Annotated in this window: 19 protein-coding genes; 13 read left to right on the top strand and 6 right to left on the bottom strand. The window is 45.3% G+C overall.

All coding sequences use genetic code 11. The features are described 5' to 3' along the window. The first annotated feature begins 4 nt into the window (after nt 1-4). The 6 genes from mtaB (at nt 5) to GA520_RS11210 (ending at nt 6798) form a co-directional block, all read left to right on the top strand. Nucleotides 5-1315: a tRNA (N(6)-L-threonylcarbamoyladenosine(37)-C(2))-methylthiotransferase MtaB gene (mtaB, locus tag GA520_RS11185; RefSeq protein ID WP_163340058.1), complete on the top strand. Its 1311-nt coding sequence runs from the start codon at nt 5-7 to the stop codon at nt 1313-1315. Nucleotides 1316-1321: 6 nt separating this feature from the next. Then, a complete protein-coding gene (locus tag GA520_RS11190) occupies nt 1322-2560 on the top strand; it encodes a CinA family nicotinamide mononucleotide deamidase-related protein (RefSeq protein WP_163340059.1) in 1239 nt (412 codons plus the stop codon). Between the two features lie 258 nt (nt 2561-2818). After that, a complete protein-coding gene (recA, locus tag GA520_RS11195) occupies nt 2819-3877 on the top strand; it encodes a recombinase RecA (RefSeq protein ID WP_163340060.1) in 1059 nt (352 codons plus the stop codon). A gap of 530 nt (nt 3878-4407) precedes the next feature. Beyond that, complete coding sequence (locus GA520_RS11200) at nt 4408-5805, top strand: NAD(P)/FAD-dependent oxidoreductase (protein ID WP_205749383.1); 1398 nt, start codon at nt 4408-4410, stop codon at nt 5803-5805. A gap of 134 nt (nt 5806-5939) precedes the next feature. Then, nucleotides 5940-6098: a rubredoxin gene (locus tag GA520_RS11205; protein WP_163340061.1), complete on the top strand. Its 159-nt coding sequence runs from the start codon at nt 5940-5942 to the stop codon at nt 6096-6098. Nucleotides 6099-6204: 106 nt separating this feature from the next. Then, nucleotides 6205-6798 (top strand): peroxiredoxin, encoded by a 594-nt coding sequence (locus GA520_RS11210; RefSeq protein WP_163340062.1) that lies wholly within the window; start codon nt 6205-6207, stop codon nt 6796-6798. Nucleotides 6799-6876: 78 nt separating this feature from the next. Here the strand turns inward: GA520_RS11210 and GA520_RS11215 are convergent, their stop codons facing one another. The 4 genes from GA520_RS11215 to GA520_RS11230 all read right to left on the bottom strand — a co-directional run bounded on the left by GA520_RS11215 (nt 6877) and on the right by GA520_RS11230 (nt 9388). Next, complete coding sequence (locus tag GA520_RS11215; protein ID WP_163340063.1) at nt 6877-7143, bottom strand: hypothetical protein; 267 nt, start codon at nt 7141-7143, stop codon at nt 6877-6879. Nucleotides 7144-7349: 206 nt separating this feature from the next. Further along, on the bottom strand, nt 7350-7859 hold the full coding sequence (locus GA520_RS11220; RefSeq protein WP_163340064.1) for a ferritin: 510 nt from the start codon (nt 7857-7859) through the stop codon (nt 7350-7352). A 48-nt stretch (nt 7860-7907) separates the two neighbouring features. Further along, nucleotides 7908-8096, bottom strand: coding sequence for a hypothetical protein (locus GA520_RS11225; RefSeq protein ID WP_240910245.1), 189 nt, complete (start codon nt 8094-8096; stop codon nt 7908-7910). Nucleotides 8097-8284: 188 nt separating this feature from the next. Then, nucleotides 8285-9388, bottom strand: coding sequence for an NAD(P)/FAD-dependent oxidoreductase (locus GA520_RS11230; RefSeq protein WP_163340066.1), 1104 nt, complete (start codon nt 9386-9388; stop codon nt 8285-8287). Nucleotides 9389-9923: 535 nt separating this feature from the next. Here GA520_RS11230 and GA520_RS11235 point away from each other — a divergent pair. Further along, nucleotides 9924-10301 carry a desulfoferrodoxin gene (locus GA520_RS11235; RefSeq protein ID WP_163340067.1) on the top strand — a complete coding sequence of 126 codons (378 nt, stop codon included), beginning with the start codon at nt 9924-9926 and terminating at the stop codon, nt 10299-10301. A 97-nt stretch (nt 10302-10398) separates the two neighbouring features. Beyond that, entirely contained in the window at nt 10399-11772 is a 1374-nt protein-coding gene (locus tag GA520_RS11240; protein WP_163340068.1) for a lyase family protein, read from the top strand. Here GA520_RS11240 and GA520_RS11245 read toward each other — a convergent pair whose 3' ends face one another. After that, on the bottom strand, nt 11773-13947 hold the full coding sequence (locus tag GA520_RS11245; RefSeq protein ID WP_163340069.1) for a glycosyltransferase: 2175 nt from the start codon (nt 13945-13947) through the stop codon (nt 11773-11775). A gap of 249 nt (nt 13948-14196) precedes the next feature. Between GA520_RS11245 and GA520_RS11250 the strand changes: the two genes are divergently transcribed. After that, entirely contained in the window at nt 14197-14769 is a 573-nt protein-coding gene (locus GA520_RS11250; RefSeq protein WP_163340070.1) for a YSC84-related protein, read from the top strand. 172 nt (nt 14770-14941) lie between these two features. On the opposite strand, the gene GA520_RS11255 is transcribed toward GA520_RS11250, so the two are convergent. Continuing rightward, the gene (locus tag GA520_RS11255) at nt 14942-15808 is read right to left on the bottom strand and encodes a PfkB family carbohydrate kinase (RefSeq protein ID WP_163340071.1); all 867 of its coding nucleotides are present in this window, start codon (nt 15806-15808) and stop codon (nt 14942-14944) included. Between the two features lie 235 nt (nt 15809-16043). Between GA520_RS11255 and GA520_RS11260 the strand changes: the two genes are divergently transcribed. From GA520_RS11260 to GA520_RS11275, 4 genes are all read left to right on the top strand, one after another. Next, nucleotides 16044-16514: an Lrp/AsnC family transcriptional regulator gene (locus GA520_RS11260; RefSeq protein WP_205749384.1), complete on the top strand. Its 471-nt coding sequence runs from the start codon at nt 16044-16046 to the stop codon at nt 16512-16514. 3 nt (nt 16515-16517) lie between these two features. Then, nucleotides 16518-17774, top strand: a complete 1257-nt coding sequence (gene lysA / locus GA520_RS11265; protein WP_163340072.1) for a diaminopimelate decarboxylase — start codon at nt 16518-16520, stop codon at nt 17772-17774. Between the two features lie 178 nt (nt 17775-17952). Next, entirely contained in the window at nt 17953-19647 is a 1695-nt protein-coding gene (locus GA520_RS11270) for a murein L,D-transpeptidase (RefSeq protein WP_163340073.1), read from the top strand. Nucleotides 19648-19684: 37 nt separating this feature from the next. Then, on the top strand, nt 19685-20248 hold the full coding sequence (locus GA520_RS11275) for a YcbK family protein (RefSeq protein WP_163340074.1): 564 nt from the start codon (nt 19685-19687) through the stop codon (nt 20246-20248). The last annotated feature ends 20 nt before the right edge of the window (nt 20249-20268 follow it).

Raw genomic sequence — 20268 nt, forward strand, 5'->3', positions numbered from 1 at the left:
AAAAATGAAAAAAGTATTTATCACGACCCTCGGCTGCAAGGTCAACCAATTTGAATCTGCCGCCTTTGCCACAGGCTTTTTGGCAGATGAATTCCAACTTGTGCCACAAATCGAAGAGGCTGATATTGCCGTCATCAATAGTTGTGCTGTCACCGCTCGTGCTGGTGCCCAGTCGCGTCAGCTTATCCGCCAGGCGACAAGAAACAACCCGCAATGCCGAATCATCATTACCGGCTGTTACGCCGAAATCGCCAGTGATGAGATAGCTGCGTTTGAGGATCTCGCAAACAGGGACTACTCAATAATAGGAAACTCAAAAAAAGACAAGCTGGTTGAAACAGCTACCTCTTTGGAATCAGAACCCACACAAAATATCTTGGGCTCAATAATGGAGGCCGATACTATCTGTGATCTCCCGGTCAACTCCTTCCAAGACAGGACCAGGGCCTACCTGAGGGTTCAGGATGGATGCGAGAGTTATTGCACCTATTGCATTGTGCCGTATACGCGTGGACCAAACCGGAGCCTGCCACTCGCAAAAATACGTGAACAGACTGACTGTTTCATCCAAGGGGGATTTAAGGAAATCGTGCTGACCGGCATACACCTCGGCTATTATGGCAAGGATCTGCATGAGAGACACGACATCATTGACCTGGTCGACACGTTAACCAAAGAGTACCAATCAACTCGTTTTAGAATAAGCTCACTTGAACCAACGGAAATAACAGATGCCCTGCTGGAACTCATAGAGGATCGCGACAACCTCATGCCCCATCTGCATATTCCACTGCAGAGCGGTAACGATGAAATTCTGTCTCAAATGAACAGACACTATACTACTAAAGAATTTAGTGAAACGGTTCACCGTTGTGTCGCAAAGGTTCCTGAGATAGCTATCGGTATCGACATCCTCGCTGGATTCCCGGGTGAAAGTGAGGCCCATTTCCTATCAACACTGGATTTCGTATCCTCGCTTCCCTGCACCTATTTACACGTCTTTCCCTACTCCGACAGACCAGGCACCGTCGCATCCACATTACCGAACAAAATCAAGAAACATATTAAAGCTGAGCGAGTAAATAGATTGCGGAAGATTGGGACCGCGAAAAGGGAATCCTTTTATAAGCGACAAATTGGCAGAGTTGTACCGGTCCTCGTCGAGGGTAAGAGAGACGCTGCAAATCGCCTCAAAGGCTTTTCAGACAATTATATCGCTGTACGCTTTGAAGGTGATGATTCATTAAAAAACAAGGTGGTCAATGTTCGCCTTGTTCATAGCGACGGGTCATGGGTTGCAGGTGAGGTCATATAAAAAGATATGAAAATTGAAATAATAGCCATCGGAGATGAACTGACATCCGGCCGTATCCTGAATACCACAAGTGGTTTTGCCGCCCGTCATCTTTTCGATGCCGGGCATGAAATATATGCCATGCACACTATTGGTGATACACCAGAACTTATTGGCGAAGCGGTGAATGTAGCCCTGGAGAGAGTAGATGCAGTACTCGTCACAGGTGGTCTGGGCATGACGGACGACGACATGACGAACGAAGCTGTTTCCAAGGCTCTCAACCGACCTACCATGCCAAATCTTGATGTACTGGTAAATGTCCGCCATTACCTGGACAAGATCACAACCGCACCGGTTGGAGATCTCGAAAAGCTTGCGTGGTTGCCAGAAGGCGCAGAAGTACTCAGTCCTGATTCACGCATGGCTGGTTACAGACTTGTCCATAACGAAACGCCCGTCTATTTTCTGCCGGGAATACCGGAACAGATGAAGCATCTCCTGGTTGAACACGTCCTTCCAGGTCTTGCTACCTGGAATTCATCACATACGTTATCGACGTATCAGCGGATATTCCGGATTTTCAACCTGCCGGAAGCAGAAGTGAACCGGCGTATCAACAGTCTCGACCTCGATGATGCAGTTCATATAGGCTATTACCCTGTTTTCCCTGAAGTTCATTTAAGCCTAACCATTCGTGATAAAACTGCGGCAAACGCCAAGAAACTGTTTCAGTCCTGCTGCAAGGCAATCGACACAGCTTTGGGTGATTCTATTTACGGGCACAATCGTGAAAACATGGAAAAGGTTGTCGGAGCTCTTCTCGCGAAACAGAAAAGATGCCTGGCCGTCGCAGAATCATGTACAGGTGGCTTAATAAGCCAGCGGCTGACCAATGTACCAGGAAGCTCAGACTATTTCCTCGGGGGGGTAGTCTCCTATGCCAATTCACTTAAAACCTCATTCTTAGGTGTTTCAGAAGATACGCTCCAACAACATGGCGCCGTCAGCCGCATTGTTGCCGAAGAGATGTCCGTTGGCATCCGTGAAAAGAGTTCTGCCGATATTGGCCTTGCTGTTACCGGCATAGCCGGACCCGGCGGCGGAACTGACGACAAGCCGGTCGGTACTGTCTATATCGGCATTGCAACAAAGGACGGCAATTGGGTTTCCAAATTTCTATTTGAAGGCGACCGTCACCAGATTCGCGAGATGACCGCACAGACGGGTCTGGATCTCGTCCGCAAATATTTATTGCAGCCTTAATATTTTTTCTGGGGGGTAGTCACTCTATGACACCCCTGCTATGGCATACTGATTCCAGCATACGGTTTGCTGATTCGGCGATCACAACCACATACCCAGGCTCAAAATAACATAATTTAAATAATACCATGATATTTAAGGTTTTTTTAAGTTTTGCCGGTTACGTTTCCAGAAACATACGCAAATTATAATAACTGTGGTACATATACAGCCACTGTTTTCAACCTCAACATACCAACGATTATTCGGGAGAAAGTTATGGCCGCAGGCGCTTCCAAAGATAGATCCAACAGTGTAGACAATGCAATAAACCAAATTCAACGCCAGTTCGGAAAAGGCTCGATTATGCGCCTCGGTACCCGGGAGGCTGAATCGATCCCGTCTATTCCGACAGGTGCCCTCAGCCTTGATATAGCACTAGGTGTCGGCGGCTTCCCAAAAGGTCGGATAACTGAGATCTACGGTCCAGAGTCTTCTGGTAAAACCACCCTGGCTCTCCATGTAATCGCCGAGGCACAAAAACGTGGTGGCTCCGCTGCCTTTATTGATGCAGAACATGCCCTGGACACAAGCTATGCAGAACGACTCGGAGTTAATGTCGACGACCTGCTGGTATCCCAACCGGATTTTGGAGAACAGGCCCTTGAGATAGCCGAAATCCTCATACGCTCAGGCGGGATAGATGTCATTGTCATCGACTCCGTTGCCGCCCTCGTTCCGCGAGCCGAGATAGATGGCAATGTCGGTGATTCCCATGTTGGACTCCAGGCCCGCCTTATGTCCCAGGCAATGAGGAAATTTACAGGGGTACTGAACCGTTCAAACACTGTACTCATCTTTATCAACCAGATCCGAATGAAAATCGGGGTTATGTTTGGCAACCCGGAAACGACAACGGGCGGGAATGCCTTGAAGTTTTATTCATCTCTGCGAATTGATATACGCAGACTCGCTCAGATAAAAGATGGCCAGGAAGTAATTGGTAACCGGACCAAGGTTAAGGTCGTAAAAAACAAGGTTGCCCCACCATTCAAGATTGCAGAATTCGACATCATATACGGCGAAGGTATCTCAAAGACAGGGGATCTTCTTGATCTGGCCGTTGAGAATAATATCGTTGATAAAAGTGGTTCCTGGTACTCGTACCAAGATGAGAGAATCGGCCAGGGTCGTGAAAACGCTAAACGTTTTCTTACCGACCATAGTGAAATGTGCCTTGAGATTGAAAATAAACTCCGCCTTGGCTTCGGCATGCAGGAAGTGACTGCCCCAACAGTCACAGAAGAAAAGGAGCCGGAATCGACAACAGATAAATAGTTTTCTGCAGATCAACTCAGACTCCAAGTTGACGACAGGCTCCGTTTTAAACGGGGCCTTTTTTTTGCTTAACCGAATTAGTTTCCATACTAAAACCTGGTGTTTCGAAGTCTAGGTTTATCTGGTCCAGCTCGAGGCATGTGAAAACTTTTACCACAGGCATATAATTGGTATCTCGGAGTCTCGTTCTTCACTTACCGGAGGAGAAAATTTTGAGCATAACGAAAATATTGCCCCAAAGGGCAGTTTTAGGATGGGAATGAATTAGCGTGGATATATCATAAATTACCCTCGGCTTGTCTTGTTTTTTGGGCATGACAGGTAATAAGTAAACGACTAACGGCGCAACTTCTGAATACATTTTCATCTATTACCGTCTTGACTGGCAGGCCATCTCGAATGCTGAAATATCCTGGTTATTTTATCGAAATCCCTGAATCAGTAAAAACCCTTGACTCCCACTTGTCATCTGGAGTAAATCTGCGCGGTGGCGCGATTTACTCCAATTAACCATTTAAACAGGTATCAGGATGTCCCCACAAAAAACTAAAAATCAATTTGATGTCATTATTGTAGGTGGTGGCCCCGCCGGGCTTTTTGCAGCCTATTATCTTGCAGAACACACAAACCTAGAGATTCTTCTCATTGAAAAAGGCAAGGCTCCCTTAAAACGTACCTGCCCGATCAAAGACGGAGGATGTATCAAGTGCCGCCCCTGCAACATATTGTGTGGCATCGGAGGGGCCGGGCTGTTTTCCGACGGAAAACTTAACTTCATTCACAAACTTGGGAAAACTGACCTCACCCAGTTTATGCCTGTCTCGGAAGCCAAGAAGCTCATAGATGAGACCGAGGAAATCTACAATCGTTTCAACATGGATGGACAGGTTTTCCCTACCGATATGGAAAAGGCAAAAGATATCCGTAAGCAGGCCAGGAAACAAGGAATTGATCTACTGGTCATAAAACAAAAACACCTGGGCTCAGACAACCTGCCAAACCATATCGCAGCCATGGCTGATTATGTAAGAGACCTCGGCGTCACCTTTCATCACTCAGAAGAGGTAAAAGACATTCTGGTTGATGACAACAAAATCACCGGTGTCAGGTCGAACCGCAGGTCTTACGAGGCACCAAATGTTATCCTCGCTCCAGGTCGTGTTGGTGCCGAGTGGGTTGGCAATATCGCTCGCGAACATCATATAGATGTCTCCCAGAGAGGGATTGAGGTTGGTGTAAGGGTCGAAGTTCACAACGAGATTATGCAGGATCTCTGTTCAATCATCTACGATCCGACCTTTTTTGTACGTACCTCTAAATATGACGACCAGACACGAACTTTCTGCACCAACCTCGGTGGCTTTGTGGCACTGGAAAACTACCAGGATTTCGTCTGTGTCAACGGTCACGCTTATATGGACAAAAAATCAGAAAATACAAACTTTGCATTCTTGTCCAAGGTTGTGCTGACAGACCCTGTAGAAGATAATCAAGCCTATGGTGAGTCCATCGGTAAACTTTCAACCCTTATCGGTGGCGGCAAACCAATACTTCAACGCTATGGTGATTTAAAACGCGGCAGGCGTTCAACCTGGAACAGGGTACGAAACAGCTATATTGAGCCGACCCTTAAAAATGTCACTTGCGGAGATATTGCAATGGCACTGCCGGAAAGAATTCTTACAAACCTGATCGATGGCTTAGATCAGCTAAATTCTGTAATTCCAGGTGTTGCCAACGATGAAACGCTTTTATACGCACCAGAGATCAAATTCTTTGCCACCCAGATAGATACCGACAATAACCTAGAAACCTGTATTGAGGGTTTATTCGTTGCCGGAGATGGACCTGGTGTTGCCGGTAACATAGTATCTGCCACTGCCACAGCACTCATCCCATCAAAGGAGATTATCCGCAGATCAACTTAAATGTGGAAAATAAGCCATTGGCGTCTTTAATTTTTTTTCCAGATCCCATACTATTTATATTGACATCCATTTGTTTAGAGATATACTGGCACAAATAGGAATAATTACCATTAACATTTACTGGAGGATGCTCTATGCAGAAGTGGGAATGCCCGTGTGGTTATATTTATGATCCAGAAGAAGGTGATCACGAAAATGGTGTTGATCCCGGAACCGCTTGGGAAGATGTACCTGATACCTGGGTATGTCCATTTTGCGGTGCAGAGAAAGATTCTTTCTGGAAAGCCGACTAAATCCATACTTACCGCACTGATTTTCTAAACCAGTGCGGTTTTATTTTACCCATCAAGTTAGACCGTCCTAATTGTATAATGCGCACCTGACATTAAAGGAGAGAATATGACATTACTCGTAACCCAACCCGCCCCAGAGTTCACGGCCACAGCTGTTATGGCTGATAACAGCTTCAAAGAGGATTTCAACCTGTCGGATTACCGCGGAAAATATGTGCTGCTCTTTTTCTATCCACTCGATTTCACCTTCGTGTGCCCAACAGAGATTCTGGCTTTTAATAAGGCAGTACAGACATTTGAAGAAAACAACTGCCAGGTTGTTGGAGTTTCAATTGATTCCCACTTTTCCCACCTGGCCTGGAAAAACACACCTGTCAAAGAAGGTGGTATCGGCAATATCAGCTTTCCTTTAGTATCTGACCTGGACAAGTCGATTTCAAAAGATTATCAGGTACTCATTGATGCGGGTATAGCTCTGAGAGGCCTGTTCCTGATAGACAAAGAGGGAATCATTCGTCACCAGGTTGTCAACGACCTACCACTCGGCAGAAGCGTGAATGAGGCACTACGGGTATTGCACGCGTTACAATTCACAGAAAAACATGGAGAGGTCTGCCCGGCAAACTGGCAGGAAGGTGAAGAGGCAATGAAACCGACCGCAGAAGGGGTTGCTGAGTATCTTTCCAATAACCACGAATAAGCTATTATCCGGATTACAGCCATAAACAGGTACTACCGGTCTATGGCTGTAACTTTTTCGTCCTGACCCATATACTTGTTATTTCTGAGAAGCAATACGCTCGTACAAGTCATTATTAAAACCGACATAGAACTCCTTACCAATACGAAGAGCCGGGGCGCGAAGGTTGCCGGTCCTGCCGGTAACTTTTTTCAATAATTCCTCGCGATCGGCCTCCAGAGGTTTAAATTCCAGAATTTTCTGTCCACTTGCCACATAAACAACAGGTGCCTCTGCCAATAGCGACCAGACATCATCGCCACTCACGGTCTCTTTAGAAGCATTAATCTCTTCTTTAACATTCAACTCCCGCTCTGAAAAGACCGTCCAGGCCTTCTTGCAGGAAACTCAGCCTTTTCTCATATACGCCCAATCGATTGTCATATAGACACTCCTCTTTTAAATATACCTGATTTCCCTATCTCTCAACCATCACCAGGAGCAAGGCCCCTTCAGTGAAGAAAAGCTCGGTTATAGCGGCAATAAAGTCAACATTATAGGGACATAAATAACTACTCAGCAACTGGTTCCTGAAATACGCGTTTTCCCATCTCCAGATCCATGGTGAACATACCTGATGGGTTGTCACCAACCATCTTCAACCTGTCAAGTACCTCACCTACCGATGCCTCTTCCTCTACCTGCTCAGCAACAAACCATTGCAGGAATATATTCGAAGCATGATCCTTTTCCTCGAGGGCACAATCAACCAGATCGTTGATAAGTCCTGTCACTTTTGCTTCATGGGCAGCAACATCCTTGATGACATCAAGGGGAGATTTCCACTTCCCTTTAGGCTTATCAATTTTCTGCAATTCAACCTTGCCACCTCGCTCTAAAAGATAATCAAACATCTTGTCACCATGAAAAGCTTCTTCCTTGGCCTGAGCTCTCATCCAGGTAGCAAAGCCAGGTAGTCCATTGGTCGAAAACCAGGCAGACATAGACAAATACAAATAGGAAGAGAATTGTTCAGCGTTAATCTGGTTATTAAATGCATCATTCATCTTTTTTGTTATCATGGCTACTCGTATCTCCTTATTTTGTTGTTATTTGTTTAATTTTACAAACTACTTTGTTTTCTTGGCGGCTTTACTGTTCTTAAGTTCTTTTTTCTTCGCTGCCTTCTTCTTTTTCTTAACTTTTTTCTTCTTGTTTTTTTCTACTTTCTTTTTCTTTTTAAGGTAGAGTTCTTCCCACGATTCAGGGAGAATAACAGGGCAGCTTTTGCACTGTTTTCCTTTCTTTTTAAATTTCAAACAGCATTTTTTCCCCATGTTTGAGAACTCCTCATCATTCCTTACTTTTGCAAACAGATATGTGCTTTAGTGTTTACAAGTTCTTTTGGTTTGTAATAACGGTAGGATATTAAATTTCAGATTTTATAGTAATAATTACTATTGGCACAATTGCAAAACTTTTTTCTTACATAGAATAGACTGGACTACTATCCTTGAAACCTCTTCATGAAGCGTCGATCGATTAGATCTTTTATCCAAAAAGGAAGCTTCCCCCTGAACACAAATCCCATTTTCTGCAAGACGCCGTAACCGCAGCCGAGGTTAAAAACCAACAGAAACTCTCCGCCTGGATCAAACGTTTGCAAGCCCTTTCCATCTAGGGCAGCAACAAGATTGCTATAAAGCACCTGGTTTTGCCGCACAGCATACACACCAACCTTGGATAATGGCTGTGGCATAAAACTGATACAATCACCACCACCAAAAATGCTAGGATCATTCACATACTGCAGGTATTCATTCACAGCTAATCCCCCGTCTGGTCCAGTAGTCATTGAAGAGTCGCTAAACAGTGAGACTGGGCGCACCCCTGTAGCCTGAACTACAAAATCCACTTCTATACGATTTCCATCAGTAAGCACAACTTCTCTGCCAACCAGGCTGGCATTTCCGGTGTTTTCAGCTATAATGACGTCTTGTTTGGCAAGATATCCCCGACAATACTTCCGTACCTTTTCATTAAATCCAGACATGAAATGAGACCTGCAAAGCAGATGAACCTTACTACCGGGTCTGCCATCTTGTACAAATAGTTGAATCAAGTTTCCTGCAACCTCAGCCGATGACGGCCCTCCACCAATTACTGCAACACAAACCGGTTCTCCCGTCTTTTTCTGTTTTATTGCCTGTCGCAGGTTTTTTAGATTCTCGATTGGCTTGACAGGATACACAGGTATCTCTCCATATCCAAAGCTGGAGACCACCTGGCTACCACAATTACACGACAGAACGTCATAGCCAATTTCAGTACCGGATTGTAGTGTCACCGTTTTTTTTTCACAATCTATCCGGACCACCAGATCTTTAACAAACGTTCCACCCTGCCCTTCAACACCCTTTTTACTGTTAAAGCTTATCTCATCGCTGGCATACGTGCCACCCAACATTCCAGGGCCCATTCCCGAATAAAAATGATGTTCCGAGGGGCCAATTGCAGTTACCCGATGTCCTTTGCCGATTAAAACGGAAATATTCTGCAAGGTGACCATATGTGCATGACCAGCACCAGCAAGAACAAGATGTTGTCCCATTTTCCTTTCCTTTGCGATGAATTAAAAATATCTTCTGGTTCTATTTCTCTGAGTATAGCCAGTTGCCTGGAATTTTTTATTATCTTTTATTAAAATCCGATTTGCTACTGTTTACTTTTAACACAACAGCAATATATTCTTTGTGGTGAACGCAAGGACTGGTTCCACTGATCAAAACTGCATATATATGGATTCCACGGCTGCTCGCCGTGGACGCAAGTACTATTTATTGCTGCCACAGGATTTGACAAATAAATCATGCCTGTGATTCAATCCATTGTATCACGTTTTTGGTGACAAGTTGTCCCCCGCCGGTCTCCTTCTGCGGCATCGATAGAGTTTCTGCCGGGTGAACCTAGTGGATACCAAGAAAATTACTCATTTCGTTCAAGGTTTTGGCGTGTGGAAAGAATAGCCACAGGGAGATGAAATCTTTTCCTGGGGTGACTTTTTTGATCATTGTGAAAATCTGGCGATAGAAGAATTTTACTTGGTTCCCTGTAACCTACTTATTTAATAGACGGAGGATTTGCCAATGCCTGAAAAACTGGAAGTATACAAATGTGATCTGTGTGGAAATATTGTTGAAGTTCTCGCTGCAGGCGGTGGAGATCTAGTCTGCTGTGGTCAGAACATGACCAAAATGACCGAGAACACAACAGACGCTGCGGTTGAAAAGCATGTTCCTGCCCTTGAAAAGAAGGCTGATGGCTGGCAGGTCAATGTTGGCTCTGTCGACCATCCGATGACCGATGAGCATTTCATCGAATGGATTGAACTCATCGTTGGTGGCACTGTTTATCGCGAATTTTTGAAAGCCGGTGACAAACCCGCTGCTTTCTTCCCTGTTACCGCTGACAAGGTTACCGCACGAGCCTATTGCAACCTGCACGGGTTGTGGAAAGCCGAGTAGATAATTCCATTATTCCTGCGGTTGCACACCACTTGTGCAGCCGCATCTCTTCTCTCCCTCGGTTCCCACAACACATCATTTGCCTCCGGAGAAAGCCATGAAGGAAACGCGTACGGAATATGACAGTATGGGGCCGGTTGAAGTTCCAGCACATACGCTTTATGGTGCTCAAACTCAAAGGGCAGTAGACAATTTTTCAATCAGTGACCAGAAAATGCGAGCAGAGTTTATCCGCTCCTTACTGCTGATTAAACTTGTAGCTGCCGATACCAACCAACAACTCGGCTTACTCAACCCTGAACAGGGATCCATCATAGTAAAATGTTGTAATCAGTTGCTGACTGATTTCCATATGGATCAGTTTCCAGTGCCCGTTTATCAAACCGGTTCCGGAACCTCGACCAATATGAATGTTAACGAGGTAGTTGCTACCCTTTGCCGCCAGAAAAACATCGACATCCACCCTAATGATCATGTCAATCTCGGCCAGTCCAGTAATGACGTAATACCCTCGGCACTTCTTATCAGCACTGTAACCGGCATTATTAAAGATTTACTTCCAGCCATTGACCACCTGATGGTCTCCATCGCCGGAAATGCTGAAAGATTCAGACATATTGTAAAAACGGGAAGAACACATCTTATGGATGCCCTGCCCGTTAAGATTTCTGCCGAGTTCTTAACCTGGAACCTCCAGTTGGATGAATGCCGGGAACGATTTTCATCACTTCTGCCACGACTGTCACGTCTTCCGCTTGGAGGTACCGCTGTTGGCAGCGGTGTGAATTGCCATCCGGATTTCGCAACCAAAGCGATACGTTTTCTGTCGCACATCACAGATATATCATTTGAAGCCTCTCCCTTGGCGTATAAAGGTCTCAGCAGTCTTGACACACCTCTGGAAGCCAGTGGACACCTGAAGACCCTGGCCACCGTACTGCTAAAAATCAGTAACGATTTACGCTGGATGAATTCGGGCCCACTTGCAGGACTCGGTGAAATTACACTACCTCCACTACAGCCTGGTTCAAGCATAATGCCCGCCAAGGTTAATCCCGTAATACCTGAAGCTGTCTGCATGGCAGCCGCCCAGGTTACTGGATTTGATTGCGCAAATACTGTTGCTGCCCAATCTTCAACCTTCCAGCTGAACACAATGCTGCCTTTGATTGCTGACAACCTGCTTCACGCGCTCTCACTTTTAACAGGAAGCTGTTATGCCCTGGCCGATAAGGTATTTAACGATTTACATGTCAACATCGCACGCTGCAGCGAGTCGTTATCAAAAAACCCTATTCTGGTCACTGCCCTGGTACCGGAGATCGGCTACGAACAGGCAGCGATAATAGGCAAGACGGCAGTACTAGAAAATCGTCCGATTCTTGATGTTGCCCTTGAGAAAACCGATATTACAAAAGAGAAATTGATCTGCTTGCTGGATCCGATGAAGCTGGCTGATGGAAATCAGTAGTCACAGCACCTGACCCAAAAGAGTATAACCGTATATTGGGATCAAAAACAGTACGGTTATCCACCACCCACGATACAAAAAGGTATCAATTTTACGATGATTGCCCGGCCCCGGCCTGGTGTATGTTACTGAAATGCAAGGCAGTGCTGCCAACCATACAACACCGCCACACCAGGAATAATCCTCTTTTATCACAGACATTAAAAGACCGGCAACAAATGGCAGTACAAACAGGAGGAGAAAGAACTGTTTTTTCTCAGGTTTGAATAAATCTTTATAAGGATACATGCTGTGACCATTCGCCTTTCCACACTTTACTGCACAAAAGACCGTCGCGAGAAGAGGAACGGGAGTAATCAGAATAAGCAGAAGAGCTGGCGAAGATGAAAACTCAGGACCTGCCAGTTGATTTATCCACGATACACCGTTTTGAAAATCAGAATACCGGCAAAAACCGGAAACTTTCCAGAGAAGCGCAGAGGTGACGCATACCAGTATCATCCAGGCCATAGGGTGATGCTTTTCGCGATACGACCTGTTCCTGATATGCAGAACTAAATATAACCCGCTCCCGAGCAATAAAACCAAACTAAACGGCTCATAGCAGACTGCAAGGACAGGTATAATTGCCGCATATACCCATGCCCTTCTGTCCCCCACAACAAGAAACCGGTTAAGAACATAGAGTGATCCACTCCAAACAAGCACCAGAATGGTATCATCTGTATAACCAAATGTTCCAAAAAAAATGAACGGCAAAGTGCTAAACAGCAGGGTAGTCTTAAAAGCAATTGATCTATCGAGCATATCCCGGCTCAAGTTAAACATGCAGACAAGTGCTATCCACCAGACACCAAGCGCAGCAAACCTAAAACTAAACCGTGCATTATCTGTAAGTAGCATCACGAACTTATAGACAAAACTTCTCAATACATCAGGAAAAACTGGACTTCCACCAAGGCCTGCACCGTACTTTTCAATTGTGAAATTTTCTTCAGGGCTTAATGGCACAAGATTTATATAGAACAGCCGCAGGATGAAGAGGTAGAACACAGCAGCAATCAGATAAAAGCGGATGACCAGTTCACCGCTTATTCTCTTCTTGCCAATAGAGAAAACAAAACAGACAGAAGCGATATAGCCTGTTATTACAGTGCCTGAGGAAAGCAGGAAGAGGCCTGATGAAGATCCACTGATGGTGCCCAGCTGTAGGGCTACTGCAGATCGCAGGAACAAAAGCAGCATGGAACCATATACCCCAGTTATGACAATAGTTGACAGTTCATGTTGGGAATGTCGTTGCCTCGTATTCCCTGAAAGATTCCAAATACCTCCTCCAATTATGCCGCATGTAAGTAAAAAACTAACCCACTGTGAGGTAATTGGCCTAACTCCTGCTGACATGAAAGCCATTGAAAATAAGTAATCGGCAACAGCCGCACCCAGAATCAATGATACAATCGCCAGTGGCGATAGAAAATGGGTGAAATCGATCCCCACAAGCTGAAGTAACTGTCTCACATAATCACGGATCACGGTGAAACCCATTTTTGAATCACCGTAACACCGGTCCCTGAAAATAATAGGCACCTCCTGCACTACAAAAGGCTGCTCTTCTGTGGCCAATACCTCCAGACCTATCTTAAACCCGCTCACCTCACGACCAAGATTTACAAGGCGTTCACGGCGTAAACAAAAGAAACCTGCCAACGGATCTTTGACATCCGTAAAAATACGTGCCGGCAGTGTAGCCAGGACAGATGATATCTTCCTGGACAGTGGCCAGTCGGGTGTACTGCCTCCACGAACATACCTGCTGCCGATAACCATATCACAGTCACCTGACAGCAGGGGATGAAGTAGTTCGGGAATACTCTCTGGCGGATGACTTAAATCAGCATCCATCACCAGAACATATTCGCCCTGGGCTTTTGCTGCACCAGCGATAACTGCAGCCGACAAGCCTTTGTTCACATCACTCTCAATTAACCGAACGGGATAATCCTCCTGCCACTTTCTGATCTGTGAGCAGGTGTCGTCTGCTGAGGATCCATCAGAAAAAACAATTTCGAGATCGAGCTCTCGCAGCTCTTTTATCGCAAAAACACGATGTAAGAGTAAATCTATATTATCTGATTCATTTAATGTCGGCACAATCAGGGAAACAGAACTCATATGCAGGACACCTCAAATGGAAAATCTCTAAAAAGAAATCACAAGTATTCTATCTGCATTTTCTGTTAAATAAAAATGACAGAGTAATTCTATCATGAAACCGGTTGACAGGGTTAAGGAAAACTTGAAAATTATATAATCGACAATAAATTGTAATTAAGATATTATTGATATAATATTAGATAATTAAGAAGCACTTTATGTCTGCACGGGGTGCCTTTTTCTTAGTTGATGGAGGAGATTGATATCATGTCTGGACAATGGCCAAGATCGCGCACACCCTTTAACTGTATTCTCATCGTTCTTTTTTCTCTTTCACTTTTTTCTGGCTGTGCTATTCGCCACCCGGATGCAGACGGCGTTCTGTCTATACGTATCGACAATACCCTGAAAAGATTCAGCTCTTCGATAAACGGTGGTGATGCTTTCTTAACGAAAAGTGAAGGGGTGCTCGTGTTCCCTTCTGTGGTAAAAGCAGGTATCGCTTTTGGTGGCGAATACGGTGAGGGTGCACTGCTGGTCGGGGACGATATTGTTGACTATTACTCTACAGCAGGAGCCTCATTTGGTTTTCAGCTTGGTGCCCAAAGGAAGTCACTGGTACTTGTATTTATGACCGATGAATCGCTTTTTCATTTCCAAAACAGTAGTGGCTGGAAAGTCGGTGTTGATGGTTCCGTGGCTCTACTTGAATGGGGAGTCGGCGAGGACATCAACTCCATCGATATCAGTTCTCCGGTTGTCGGTTTTGTATTCGATAACGAGGGATTGATGTACAACCTGACTCTCGAAGGGGCAAAGTTTACCAAGCTCCCTAAATAGTTCCCATACTAAAACTACCCTTCTGCCCAATCTCAGCGTTCCGGCTAAAATATTTATCCTCCGGATATCGTACATATGCGTGTGGCTAATAAATTAGCCACGCCTCGATATTGAACAGAGTGCTGAGCATTTGGATAAACCCCAGGTAACTCCAGAAGGGAGCACTTTGCGATTATTTAAAACCATCCTCGATCCAGCGACGTGTTCCCCGAGACCTGCACGACCGGGTCGCGATTAACGAGGCACGCCGTAAACTACTAACAAAATCATTCTCCACCAGGCAGGCACAGAACACTCCATGCAGAATGTCTCCGGCCCCAAGCGTATCTACAGCTTCCTGCCGGGCAACAGCCACAGTACCTGTTTGCCCATTAATTGAGTAGATAATGGGACGACTTCCCCTGCTTATTGCCACATATTCCACCCCTGTATCATGCAGGTACTGAATCACCTCATCATGATCGGTGCAACCGGGCGGATAGAAATCAGCGGAACAGACAGCGTACTGAACATAGGGTAAAAGTTTTTCAGCTCCCACCTTCCAACTCCCTCCATCCAGCACCACCTTTATTTTCGCTCTTTTTGCCTCCATTGCGATTTCAATTGCCTGAGGCATAAAATATCCATCCAGCATGATGAGAGAAACCCCTTTCAACAAATCATTCCATGTACTGTTTATTTCAATCGAACATAAATCAGTATTGGTATAGATCACGCTTCTATCACCACTACCAAGATCAATAGTTATGGTTGAGAGCACAGGTAGTTTGTCAGGGTCCTTTAGGCAATCAATAACGTCTACTCCATACTTTTGCAGATCCTCCAGTGCCAACTGGGCAAGAGGATGCCGCCCTAAACATGAAACAAGGGTGCACTTATTTCCGGCAACACTGCAGCTAACGGCACCATTGGCAGCAGGACCTCCAGCCGAAACCAATTGATCTATCGCCCTCACCTTCTCGTTGCTGGCAGGAAACGATGATACATAATTAAAGATATCAACGGTCGTCAGTCCAAAAAACAGTACTTTCCCAGTCATTATTCCTCGTCTTTTTACGTATTCTGAACATTTAGTAATTCCGACGGAGCGTTGTTCCTTAAATAAGGATATCAGATCAGAACAATATTCGCCAATACGGAAATGAACAGAACATATTCACGCGTAGGAGGCTATATTGATGCATTTTTTCACATATATTTACCTTTAAGAGAATTACTCACTTGACTTCATCTTCAATGCTGAATATTATTCTCAACACAGGAGGAATAATAGAATGATTGATGAAATCAGTATGGAAATACTGAAAATACTACAAGAGAAAGCACGCATTCCAAATGTTGAGGTTTCCCGACAGATAGGACTGGCTCCATCCGCAGTTCTTGAGCGTATCAGGAAGATGGAAAAGCAAGGGATCATTGACGGCTATGAAGTGCGGCTTAATCCGGAAATGTTCGGTGGCGGCCAAATTTCTTTCATCCATATTGAAGCAGAACCGCATAGTTACGCCGAAAATTGCCTTGCTGAACTCTTATCAGACATTCCTGAGGTCCAGGAAGTCCACCATATTGCAGGTAAAGACGGATATCTGATCAAGGTCCGAACAGCGGGTACTCACCAGCTCGGGCAACTTATCAAACGGAAGATACTGGTGCTCGACGGAGTCAGAACAACCAGCACCACAACAGTACTCGAGACACATAAAGAAACGTCAAAAATTCCACTCAAGAACGGAAAAGGAGAATAAGAAATGCCGCTGTCATCATCTTTTGCAGACAGGTTATATCCTGCCCTTCCACAAATATGCGATCATTATGGAACACCTTTTCATATCTATGATGAAGAAGGTATCCGGGAAACCTGCAGGCAACTACGCAACGCCTTTTCCGGCATCGATAATTTTCGTGAATTCTATGCCGTAAAGGCCTTACCAAACCCTGCTATTCTAAAAATAATGAAAGACATGGGATTTGGTTTTGACTGCAGTTCCAACACCGAATTGATTCTTTCCAGACAGGCAGGCGGTCGGGGTGAAGAGATCATGTTCACCTCTAATAATACTGGTTCCGATGAATTTGAAACAGCCTTTGCAGATGGCGGCTGCATTCTCAATCTCGATGATATATCTCTTCTTCCAAAGGTTACGGCAGTACCGGACCTTATCTGTTTTCGCTATAACCCAGGCGCAAGGCGTAGCGGCAACGACATCATTGGCACTCCGACAGAATCTAAGTATGGTGTAAGCCATGAGCAAATAGTGGAAGCCTACAGACAGGCAAAAGCGCGAGGGGCTACACGTTTTGGCCTTCATACCATGCTCGCTTCAAACGAACTCCAGTACAGTTACATGGTCCAGACAGCAGAAATGCTGCTGGAACTTGTAGAAGAAATCTCTACAGAGCTCGATATCACATTTGAATTTATCAACATTGGTGGTGGTCTTGGTATCCCGTATCGACCTGATCAGGAACCGCTTAACCTTGAAGCGATGGGAGCCGAAATTACAACACTTTTTGTCAATTTCAAAAGTCGTCACGGGTACATGCCCGGACTCTACATGGAAAGCGGTCGTTTTATGACGGGTCCTCACGGTGCTTTAGTCGTCAAAGCAATTAATCGTAAGGATATTTACCGAACCTATATCGGGGTTGATGCCTGCATGAGTGCGTTGATGCGGCCCGCGCTCTACGGCGCCTACCACCATATTGAGGTGTATGGCAAAACAGATAACAACAAGCAGGTTGTCGATGTAGTTGGCTCGCTGTGCGAAAACAATGATAAATTCGCAATTCAAAGAAATCTACCTGTCATTGAAGAAAACGATATCCTGATCATTCATGACACCGGTGCTCATGGTAGTGCAATGGGCTTCAACTATAATGGAAAGTTACGCCCTAAAGAGCTTCTCCTTTGCAGCGATTCGACTGTGGAATTGATCCGTAGGGAAGAAACAAAAGAAGACTATTTCGCAACTTTGAATTTCTCTGCCGATACCATCAAACTGTAGGCATATTCACACGTGCGCGCAGGTATCTCTACGGTACCTGCGCGCTCCTCCTTTAGAACATTTATCTTGTCAGATCCACCGGTATAATTGCCAAGAACAAAAATACATGATAAAAGCTATCAGGTATATGTGAACTTACTCAATCAGTAACGCCAAACAAATGATTTAGCAATAATTCATGCCATACCGACCGGACCCAACCGGGAAGCAAAGCTTTATTCTCTCCCGGAAATTTCCCTTCTATTTTTTGTTACCTTTAGCGCTCCTGGCATTGTTGCAGCTCCCGGCCAACGGCAACACTCTTCAGATCAGAAAGGCGATGACGAAATACCTTGTCTGCTCGCCACTGAAGACCGTCGATATAACACCAACAAAATCCATCGTCAACAACAGGGCACTCTGCCTCTCCACCATCTATCTATCCGTTAACAACTACCCACTCTGGGTAGACGAGGAAGGACCGACAGAAGCCGGATGGGCTATTGTGCATCACCTGCAAAACAGCTCTGACCACGGTCTTAATCCCCGGAAATACGAAATAGAACAGATAAAGGATGTTTTACCGTCCCAAACTCCTGAAGATCTCGCCCAACTTGAGACACTTCTCACCTTTGGCCTTGTTAAATACCTCTATGATCTGCATGGAGAAAAGGATCTCCCCATATCTTCTGAGGCAGGGAGAATGATAGGTGAAACGAACAATTCCAAAAACTCTTTTGATCCGGTCACACTGATAAAAAAGTGCCTTGAAGCCGTAGATTTTTTTACATTCCTCAAAAACCAGGCCCCCAGTCACTACCATTACAAGGGATTACAAGAATCCCTAAGACTGTATCAGTCTATTGCGGCTGCCGGGGGGTGGCTCCCGATCCCCGAAGGTCCTCCGCTAAAACCAGGTGATAAAGATTCACGAATTAAGGCAGTTAAACTCAGACTCCTTAGAACAGACTTACCCCATGACACGCCCCTCCAAAACATAAACTCAAATTACGACGACACCTTGAGAAGAGCGGTATTGCAGTTTCAGGCACGGCACAACCTCACGACGGACGGTGTTATCGGTTTAAGAACCCTGGATGCAATGAATATTCCTGTTAGAGACCGGCTTGAAACTGTACGACTCAACCTTACTCGCTGGCACCGCCAGGCCCACCAACTCGGCGAGAGATATATCCTTGTCAATATTGCCGACTTCACTCTCAGGGGTATTGTTGATAACGAGACGGTACTAGATATTCCAGTTGTTGTCGGAAATTTGCAGAACCAGACACCAATATTCAGTGATCATGTGAAATATCTTGTCTTCAACCCCTACTGGACCATCACGCCAAGTATTGCAAAAAACGAGCAACTGCCTGCTCTGCGCAAGAATCCATTTCATCTTGTTGAGAGACATATCAGACTGTTTTCAAGCTGGTATGACGATGCTATCGAAATGGATTCTACCGAAATCGACTGGTATACGATAACTCCATCGCAAATGTCAGTTTTCAGGCTTCGACAGGACCCTGGTCCCTGGAATAGCCTGGGAAAATTAAAATTTGTTTTCCCAAACAAACACTCAATTTATTTACACGACACTCCCTCCCAGGATCTTTTCAGTCGTGACCAGAGGTTTTTAAGTCATGGTTGTATACGCGTATCCGATCCTCCCGCACTGGCATCGTTTATTTTAGACTTTCAACAAAAGAAATTCACACCTGAGATGATCCAGGATCTTTACCTCCAGAACGAACGAAAGGTTATCCCGCTGGATACCCCCGTACCGGTCCATATCACGTACCAGACCGGTTGGGTTGACAAAGAGGGCCTGATCCATTTTAATAAGGACGTTTATGCTCGTGATCAGAAATTATTGCACGCTGTAAATTAACAATAAAGACTTATAGTTAACCGCATCCAGCCAGCACATGACTGAATTTAAGGGAAACGACAAGAGCTTGACTCGCAGGAAATTTCTCATCCATGCCGCCGGCACCGCTCTCGGCGGCCTTGCATTTTGTGCCCCAATGAGCGCCTTAGGCAGCCTGCCAAGGACTCGAACGTTGTCCTTCTATCACACCCATACAGGGGAAACTTTCGACGTTTCAACTACAAACGGCCACTACACCACCCGGGACCGTAAAAAACTTTTCACATTCTTGCGCGACTTCCGGACCGGTGACACGCACCCCATGGACATCAGGTTGTTCAGTACCTTGATGAAAATTCAGGACCTCACCGGAAGCAACGGTGTGTACGAAGTAATCTCCGGCTACCGGTCGCCACAAACGAACAACATGCTGCGTTCCAGAAGCAATGGGGTGGCAAAGACCAGTTACCATATGAAAGGTCAGGCAATAGATATTCGCCTGTCCGATGTTAAAACATCACATCTCAGGGATATTGCCAGGAAACTGCAGACAGGAGGCGTTGGCTACTACAGACGCTCTGATTTTGTCCATATAGATACCGGGCCCGTTCGCTTCTGGTAATTCAAATCAAACGGGATATT

The organism is Desulfopila sp. IMCC35008 (assembly GCF_010646885.2).
Classification (GTDB): domain Bacteria; phylum Desulfobacterota; class Desulfobulbia; order Desulfobulbales; family Desulfocapsaceae; genus Desulfopila.

What these genes read in the sequence shown, in the direction of transcription:
- mtaB (WP_163340058.1), top strand. Translation starts at nt 5, where the DNA reads ATGAAAAAAGTATTTATCACGACCCTCGGCTGCAAGGTCAACCAATTT.
- GA520_RS11190 (WP_163340059.1), top strand. Translation starts at nt 1,322, where the DNA reads ATGAAAATTGAAATAATAGCCATCGGAGATGAACTGACATCCGGCCGT.
- recA (WP_163340060.1), top strand. Translation starts at nt 2,819, where the DNA reads ATGGCCGCAGGCGCTTCCAAAGATAGATCCAACAGTGTAGACAATGCA.
- GA520_RS11200 (WP_205749383.1), top strand. Translation starts at nt 4,408, where the DNA reads ATGTCCCCACAAAAAACTAAAAATCAATTTGATGTCATTATTGTAGGT.
- GA520_RS11205 (WP_163340061.1), top strand. Translation starts at nt 5,940, where the DNA reads ATGCAGAAGTGGGAATGCCCGTGTGGTTATATTTATGATCCAGAAGAA.
- GA520_RS11210 (WP_163340062.1), top strand. Translation starts at nt 6,205, where the DNA reads ATGACATTACTCGTAACCCAACCCGCCCCAGAGTTCACGGCCACAGCT.
- GA520_RS11220 (WP_163340064.1), bottom strand. Translation starts at nt 7,859, where the DNA reads ATGATAACAAAAAAGATGAATGATGCATTTAATAACCAGATTAACGCT.
- GA520_RS11230 (WP_163340066.1), bottom strand. Translation starts at nt 9,388, where the DNA reads ATGGGACAACATCTTGTTCTTGCTGGTGCTGGTCATGCACATATGGTC.
- GA520_RS11235 (WP_163340067.1), top strand. Translation starts at nt 9,924, where the DNA reads ATGCCTGAAAAACTGGAAGTATACAAATGTGATCTGTGTGGAAATATT.
- GA520_RS11240 (WP_163340068.1), top strand. Translation starts at nt 10,399, where the DNA reads ATGAAGGAAACGCGTACGGAATATGACAGTATGGGGCCGGTTGAAGTT.
- GA520_RS11245 (WP_163340069.1), bottom strand. Translation starts at nt 13,947, where the DNA reads ATGAGTTCTGTTTCCCTGATTGTGCCGACATTAAATGAATCAGATAAT.
- GA520_RS11250 (WP_163340070.1), top strand. Translation starts at nt 14,197, where the DNA reads ATGTCTGGACAATGGCCAAGATCGCGCACACCCTTTAACTGTATTCTC.
- GA520_RS11255 (WP_163340071.1), bottom strand. Translation starts at nt 15,808, where the DNA reads ATGACTGGGAAAGTACTGTTTTTTGGACTGACGACCGTTGATATCTTT.
- GA520_RS11260 (WP_205749384.1), top strand. Translation starts at nt 16,044, where the DNA reads ATGATTGATGAAATCAGTATGGAAATACTGAAAATACTACAAGAGAAA.
- lysA (WP_163340072.1), top strand. Translation starts at nt 16,518, where the DNA reads ATGCCGCTGTCATCATCTTTTGCAGACAGGTTATATCCTGCCCTTCCA.
- GA520_RS11270 (WP_163340073.1), top strand. Translation starts at nt 17,953, where the DNA reads ATGCCATACCGACCGGACCCAACCGGGAAGCAAAGCTTTATTCTCTCC.
- GA520_RS11275 (WP_163340074.1), top strand. Translation starts at nt 19,685, where the DNA reads ATGACTGAATTTAAGGGAAACGACAAGAGCTTGACTCGCAGGAAATTT.